This is a genomic window from Cereibacter johrii, assembly GCF_001720585.1.
Classification (GTDB): domain Bacteria; phylum Pseudomonadota; class Alphaproteobacteria; order Rhodobacterales; family Rhodobacteraceae; genus Cereibacter_A; species Cereibacter_A johrii.
This window is the reverse complement of the sequence record NZ_MABH01000189.1, coordinates 23,916-30,704: the sequence shown is the minus strand read 5'-3', so window position 1 is coordinate 30,704 and position 6,789 is coordinate 23,916. Positions and strand designations below refer to the sequence as shown.

Here is a 6,789-nt window from a genome sequence, read left to right as displayed (position 1 = left end):
GATCTCGCGGGTCTCGCCCCAGGGCAGGCCGTCGAGGTCGAGGAACAGCGCCAGCCGGTCCACGAGGCCGAGCGGCAGCAGCTCGTCGCGCTCGGCGCCCTCGTCGAGCGCGATCAGGCAGTGGCGCGGCGCATCGAGCGCGGTGCCGAGCCGGGCCGCAAGGCCGGGCAGGGTGCGCTCGGCCATGGCGAGGACCAGCGCCGCGGGCTCGTCGAGGATGCCCTTCTGCACCACGGGCGTGCCGGCCGAGAGGGTCGCGGCCAGATCGAGCCCGCCGAAGAGCGCATCGTCGCCGATGGTCGGATGGACGCGGCGGACCGGCAGCGGCAGCGCGCCGAGCGCCCCGGTGATCCGGTCGCGCAGCGCGCTGGCCCGCGCCCGGAGCCAGAGGCCCTTGAGGCCCGCAGGGTCGATGGCGAGAAGGGTGAGGGCCGCCTCGACCCGTTCCCACGGGCCGAGCGGCGCGGGGGCTGCGTGTGTCAGGGCAGGACCTCCGCCACGCACCGCTCGACGCGGCTGACCGAGCCCGCCTCGTCCAGCGGATCGCGCCGCAGCCGGTGGCTGAGCGCCATGGTCGCGACCGACCGCAGGTGGCTGCGCCCCACCGCCTCGGCGCCCTCGAAGGCCGCCTGGGCGCGGGCCGCCCGGAGGAGCGTGAGCTCGCCCCGCAGACCGTCGGATCCGAGCGCGATGCAGAGCGCCGCGCAGTCGTGCAGCACGGTGTTCGGCGTCTTGAGCTGGGGCAGCGCCGCCCGCGCGCCGAGGATGCGGCCGCGCAGCTGCATGTCCTCGGCGCCCCATTTCTCCATGAAGGCGTCGTGGTCCGCGTCATAGGCGTCGCGGCGGGTGATGACCTCGACGCGGGTCTCCACGTCGCGGGGGCTGCGGACCTCGACCGAAAGGCCGAACCGGTCCAGAAGCTGCGGGCGCAGCTCGCCTTCCTCGGGGTTGCCCGAGCCCACCAGCACGAAGCGGGCGGGGTGGCGGATCGACAGACCTTCGCGCTCGACCACGTTCTCGCCGGACTGCGCCACGTCGAGCAGCAGGTCCACGATGTGATCTTCGAGAAGGTTGACCTCGTCGATATAGAGATAGCCGCGGTTGGCGCGGGCGAGCAGGCCGGGTTCGAAGGCCTTTTCGCCGCGGGTGAGGGCGCGCTCGATGTCGAGCGCGCCCACCACACGGTCTTCCGTCACGCCGAGCGGCAGGTCGACGACGGGCGTCGGCCGTTCGATCAGCGTGGTGGAGGAGACATGCGCCCATTCCGGGCAATCCTCCGGCCGGGCCGAGTTCACAGGGCAGCCCTCGACCGCCTTGATCAGCGGCAGGAGCGCCGCGAGAGCACGGACGGCGGTGGACTTGCCGGTGCCGCGATCGCCGAACACCAGCACGCCGCCGATGCCCGGGTCGATCGCAGTCAGCACCATGGCCTGCTTCATCTGCTCCTGACCGACGATGGCCGAGAAGGGGAAGGGTTTTTTCATTGCGTCAGGCGTTCTCTTTGCGGCCGCCCTTGCCGGGCTTGCCCTTGAAGTTCGGCTTTCCGCCCTGCGGCACCGGCTTCGAGGCCACGGGAGCGGGAGCGGGTTTCGGGGCCTCGACCACGGGCTTCGGCGGCTCGGCGGGCTTCGGCATCTCGACGGCGAGGGCGGGCTTCTCCGCGACCGGCGCCGGGGCAGGCTTCGGAGCTTCGACCGCCGGGGCGGGCTGGGCAGCCGCCGGTGCCGGAGCGGGTTTCGGAGCCTCGGAGGGGCGAGCGGTCAGCGCCTCGCCCACCGGGTCCTTGCCATCCCACTTACCAATCGTTCCGAGAATCTGGAAGCGGGCATAAAGCTCCTCCTTGAACCAGTCCTCGGCGCGCACGGCCTTGATCGCCTCGCCATGCGGGCCGCCGGCGCCGCGGGCGAACTCGTCCATCGAGCGGGCGTCGGGCCAGACCGAGAAGGTAACCTGCTGGACGAACGGCACTTCCCCCACGCCGATCTTGAAGACCACGTCCTTGTTCAGGCCGATCATGTGCGAGATGGCGGGCTCGCGCGCCCAGAACCGTTCGGCCTTCCAGAACTTGACCGTGGCGCGGGTAAGGGCGGCGATCGGCCGCACGTCCGAGGTGGGATTCACCGGCTCGAACGGCTCCTTGCCGTCCCATTTGCCCCAAGCGCTGGTGGGCTGCAGGAGCACCGTGTAGCTCTCGTCGGCCATCTTGGTCCAACGCTGGTAGATCGGCGATTCGGCCACTTCCCGGCGCGCGGTCTCCTCGTCCGGCCAGACGGCGAGGATGCTCCAGACATGCCAGTTGGGCTTCGGCGTGAAGCCCTGACCCGTGCCCGAGCCGAACATCTTCCAGAATTTCGCCTTCGGCAGGTAATGCATGCCCAGCTTGTTTGCGGTCATCTGACCAAGCACCCAGAGCCGCTTTTCGAACTCGTTGAACCGGAAGATACTGAGCGTGACAGTCTGCATGTCATTCCTCCTGCAGATGGGGTGGGCGCGATCAAACACTGAACCGAAGCGGGCGGACATTAGTCGCGAAGTCGCACCGCCCTCAAGCCGCATTGTAAACCTGACTAGACAGTCTATTGTATGGGGCATGTTGACAAGCACTGCAGGAGTTCGCGCCATGCCCTCGATCTCGCCCGCCTCCGACGCCGACCGCGCCCTCGTGATCGGCTCGGGACTGGGAGGCCTTGCGGCCGCGATGCGCCTCGGCGCCAAGGGCTGGCGCGTGACGGTCATCGACAAGCTCGACGTGCCGGGCGGCCGCGGCTCCTCGATCACGCAGGAGGGGCACCGGTTCGATCTCGGGCCGACCATCGTGACCGTGCCGCAGAGCCTGCGCGATCTGTGGAAGATCTGCGGGCGGGATTTCGACGCCGATGTCGAGCTGAAGCCGATCGATCCGTTCTACGAGGTGCGCTGGCCGGACGGGTCGCATTTCACGGTGCGCCAGTCGACCGAGGCGATGAAGGCCGAGGTGGCCCGCCTCTCGCCCGGCGATGTCGCGGGATACGAGAAGTTCCTGAAGGACAGCGAGAAGCGCTACTGGTTCGGCTACGAGGATCTCGGCCGCCGCTCGATGCACAAGCTGTGGGATCTCATCAAGGTGCTGCCCACCTTCGGGATGCTGCGGGCCGACCGCTCCGTCTACCAGCATGCCGCGCTGCGGGTGAAGGACGAGCGGCTGCGCATGGCGCTCTCGTTCCACCCGCTCTTCATCGGCGGCGACCCCTTCAACGTGACCTCGATGTATATCCTCGTGAGCCAGCTCGAGAAGGAGTTCGGCGTCCATTATGCCATCGGCGGCGTGGCGGCCATCGCCGCGGCCATGGCGAAGGTGATCGAGGGGCAGGGCGGCAGCTTCCGCATGAACACCGAGGTGGACGAGATCCTCGTCGAGAAGGGCACCGCCACCGGCGTGCGGCTCGCCTCGGGCGAGGTGCTGCGGGCGGGCCTCGTGGTCTCGAACGCGGATGCGGGCCATACCTACATGCGGCTTCTGCGCAACCATCCGCGCCGCCGCTGGACCGACGCTCATGTGAGGAGCCGGCGCTGGTCGATGGGGCTGTTCGTCTGGTATTTCGGCACCAAGGGGACGAAGGGCATGTGGCCCGACGTGGGCCACCACACGATCGTCAATGCGCCGCGCTACAAGGGGCTGGTCGAGGACATCTTCCTCAAGGGCAAGCTCGCGAAGGACATGAGCCTCTATATCCACAGGCCCTCGATCACCGATCCGACCGTGGCGCCCGAGGGGGATGACACGTTCTATGCGCTCTCGCCCGTGCCGCATCTGAAACAGGCGCAGCCGGTGGACTGGCAGGCTGCGGCCGAGCCCTACCGCGAGAGCGTGCTCGAGGTGCTCGAGCAATCGATGCCGGGGATCGGGGAACGGATCGGGCCCTCGCTCGTCTTCACCCCCGAGACCTTCCGCGACCGCTACCTCAGCCCCTGGGGCGCGGGCTTCTCGATCGAGCCGCGGATCCTGCAGTCGGCCTGGTTCCGGCCGCACAACATCTCGGAGGAGGTGGGAAACCTGTTCCTCGTGGGAGCGGGCACCCATCCGGGCGCGGGCGTGCCCGGCGTGATCGGTTCGGCCGAAGTGATGGCCAAGCTTGCCCCCGACGCGCCGCGCGCGCGCCGGGAGGCCGAACCTGCTGAAAGGCTTGCCGCGGAATGATTGCCACTGCCGATCTGGATGCCTGCCGGGAGCTGATCCGCACCGGCTCCTACTCGTTCCACGCCGCCTCCCGCCTTCTGCCCGAGCGCGTGCGCGCGCCGGCGCTCGCGCTCTATGCCTTCTGCCGGGTGGCCGACGATGCGGTCGACGAGGCGGTGAACGAGGGCCAGCGCGAGGAGGATGCCGAGGCCAAGCGCCGCGCCGTCCTGAGCCTGCGCGACCGGCTGGACCTCGTCTATGCGGGCCGCCCGCGCAATGCGCCGGCCGACCGCGCCTTCGCCGCGGTGGTCGAGGAGTTCGAGATGCCCCGGGCGCTGCCCGAGGCGCTGCTCGAGGGTCTCGCCTGGGATGCGGTGGGGCGCAGCTACGGCAGTTTCTCGGGCGTGCTCGACTATTCGGCGCGGGTGGCCGCGGCGGTGGGGGCGATGATGTGCGTCCTCATGCGCGTGCGCGATCCCGACGTGCTGGCGCGGGCCTGCGATCTGGGCCTGGCCATGCAGCTCACCAACATCGCCCGCGACGTGGGCACCGACGCCCGGTCGGGGCGGATCTACCTGCCGCGCGACTGGATGGAGGAGGCGGGGCTGCCGGTCGAGGAGTTCCTCGCCCGGCCGGTGGTCGACGATCGCATCCGGGCCGTGACGCGCCGCCTGCTGCGGGCGGCCGACCGGCTCTATCTGCGCTCGGAGGCGGGGGTCTGCGGCCTGCCCCTGGCCTGCCGGCCCGGCATCTATGCCGCGCGCCACATCTATGCGGGCATCGGCGGCGAGATCGCGCGGAACGGCTATGACAGCGTGACGCGCCGCGCCTTCACCACGCGGCGGCAGAAGCTCGTCTGGCTCGGGCTCTCGGCCACACGCGCCGCCATCAGCCCGTTCGGCCCCGGCTGCGCCACGCTTCACGCGGCGCCCGAGCCCGAGGTGGCCTTCCTCGTCAATGCCGCCGCCCGGGCCCGGCCGCAGCGCGGCCGTTCCGAGGCGCTGATCTCGGTTCTGGCCCAGCTCGAGGCGCAGGACCGGCAGATCTCGCGGCAGCGACTGGGGAACCGGGCCAACCCGATCTAGGTTCTCGTGCAGGTATACCGGAGTAACGATGATGAACATGGACTGGGCTCTTTTCCTCACCTTCCTCGCCGCCTGCGGCGCGCCCGCGACGACGGGGGCGTTGTTGAAGCCCGATGAATGGTACGACAATCTGAACAAGCCCTGGTGGAACCCGCCGCGCTGGGTGTTCCCGCTGGCCTGGACCTCGCTCTATTTCCTCATGAGCCTCGCGGCCATGCGGGTGGCGCAGCTCGAAGGGTCGGGGCAGGCGCTTGCCTTCTATGCCGCCCAGCTCGCCTTCAACACGCTCTGGACGCCGGTCTTCTTCGGGATGAAGCGGATGGCGACCGCGCTCGGCGTGGTGGTGGTGATGTGGCTCTTCGTGGCCGCGACCATGTGGGCCTTCTTCCAGCTCGACACCTGGGCGGGGGTGCTGTTCGTGCCCTACCTGATCTGGGCCACCGCCGCGACCGGCCTCAATTTCGAGGCGATGCGGCTGAACTGGAGCCGGCCCGAAGCCCGCGCCTGATCCGGGGGCAGAAGAGAGGAGGGGCGGGCCTGCGGGCGCCGCCCCTTTTGCTTTGAGGGACGAAAGAGGGGGGCTGTCTGCCCCCCTTGCCCCTGCGGGGCAATTCCCCCCGAGGATATTTGCGCAGAGTGAAAGGCGCGGCCTGTCCGCGGCGGGGATGTCAGGAGAAGCGCCAGCCGGGGCGGCGGGGGACGCGGACGGCGAGCATGGGCATCAGGAGCGGCGAGCGGAAGCGGCGCAGATCGAGCGCCTCGTGCACGCCCACCGTCTTCTGGCCGAAGACGGTCGTCTCGACCATCGCGCGCGAATAGAAGGGCGCATCGAGCATCGACATCACCTGCCGCGGCCGCGTGCCGGGATCGGCGGGCGTGTGGCGCTCGACCAGCCAGCCCGAGCGGGAGAAGCGGGCCTGCGGCGGCGGCTGGATCAGCCGCGCACGCCCGTCGGCCGCGACATGGAGCCCGAGCTCGAGCCGCGAGCCGTCGCGGCGGGGGGCGTCGTAGAAGCAGGCCGCCCCGTCGGCCACCGGGTACCGGCCCCAGGTCCAGAAGCGGAAGTCGGCCTCGAGCGCCGCCGTGCCGAAATTCGCGTCGAAATAGCCGTGGCCATGCCAGCGGTGGCCCTGCGTCAGATCGACCTCGATGCGCGCGGTGGGGGCGAAGGGGCGCCAGATGTGCGAGCCATCGTCCTTGAGCGTCACCTCGACCTCGGTGATCCCGGTGGGCGTGAGCACGATCCGGCCCTTCACCGGCGAGACGAGGGGCGGCGAGGAGACCTCGTTCACCTCGACGATGAGCTGGGTGCCGGTCCAGTGCATCCGCGAGGGGCCCACGGTCAGCGTGTCCGGGCTCTGGCGCAGCGCGGCCCGGCCGCGGTCGGTCATGGTGAAGCGCCCGCCGGGGCCGTAGGTCGCCACATTGAGGCAGCAGTGGTTCTGCGGCTCCTTCCGGCCCGACCAGCGATACCAGGGCGAGAAGACCGAGCCGATGAAGCCGATCACCGAGAGCGCGCGGGTGCCGTCGTCGGACACGCCGTCGATA

At 70.0% G+C, this 6,789-nt stretch carries 6 protein-coding genes and 1 pseudogene; 3 read left to right on the top strand and 4 right to left on the bottom strand.

Going from position 1 to position 6,789, the window contains the following annotated elements; genetic code table 11:
• The 3 genes and pseudogenes from A9O63_RS17305 to crtA all read right to left on the bottom strand — a co-directional run.
• Positions 1–504, bottom strand: a pseudogene (locus A9O63_RS17305) (magnesium chelatase subunit D); the annotation flags it as partial.
• Positions 480–1,484 carry a magnesium chelatase ATPase subunit I gene (gene bchI, locus A9O63_RS17300; protein ID WP_069333039.1) on the bottom strand — a complete coding sequence of 335 codons (1,005 nt, stop codon included), beginning with the start codon at positions 1,482–1,484 and terminating at the stop codon, positions 480–482. The pseudogene A9O63_RS17305 and the gene bchI, both read right to left, overlap by 25 nt.
• A gap of 4 nt (positions 1,485–1,488) precedes the next feature.
• Complete coding sequence (gene crtA, locus A9O63_RS17295; RefSeq protein WP_069333038.1) at positions 1,489–2,463, bottom strand: spheroidene monooxygenase; 975 nt, start codon at positions 2,461–2,463, stop codon at positions 1,489–1,491.
• A gap of 157 nt (positions 2,464–2,620) precedes the next feature.
• Here crtA and A9O63_RS17290 point away from each other — a divergent pair, with 157 nt between their 5' ends.
• The 3 genes from A9O63_RS17290 to tspO are packed head-to-tail and all read left to right on the top strand — an operon-like array spanning position 2,621 to position 5,749.
• Positions 2,621–4,177, top strand: coding sequence for a phytoene desaturase (locus tag A9O63_RS17290; protein ID WP_084296015.1), 1,557 nt, complete (start codon positions 2,621–2,623; stop codon positions 4,175–4,177).
• The gene (gene crtB / locus A9O63_RS17285; RefSeq protein WP_069333036.1) at positions 4,174–5,241 is read left to right on the top strand and encodes a 15-cis-phytoene synthase; all 1,068 of its coding nucleotides are present in this window, start codon (positions 4,174–4,176) and stop codon (positions 5,239–5,241) included. Before A9O63_RS17290 ends, crtB begins: the two co-directional genes overlap by 4 nt.
• 28 nt (positions 5,242–5,269) lie before the next feature.
• Positions 5,270–5,749: a tryptophan-rich sensory protein TspO gene (gene tspO, locus A9O63_RS17280; protein WP_069333035.1), complete on the top strand. Its 480-nt coding sequence runs from the start codon at positions 5,270–5,272 to the stop codon at positions 5,747–5,749.
• A 160-nt stretch (positions 5,750–5,909) separates the two neighbouring features.
• Here tspO and crtC read toward each other — a convergent pair whose 3' ends face one another.
• On the bottom strand, positions 5,910–6,779 hold the full coding sequence (crtC, locus tag A9O63_RS17275) for a carotenoid 1,2-hydratase (protein WP_069333034.1): 870 nt from the start codon (positions 6,777–6,779) through the stop codon (positions 5,910–5,912).
• Between the last annotated feature and the right edge of the window lie 10 nt (positions 6,780–6,789).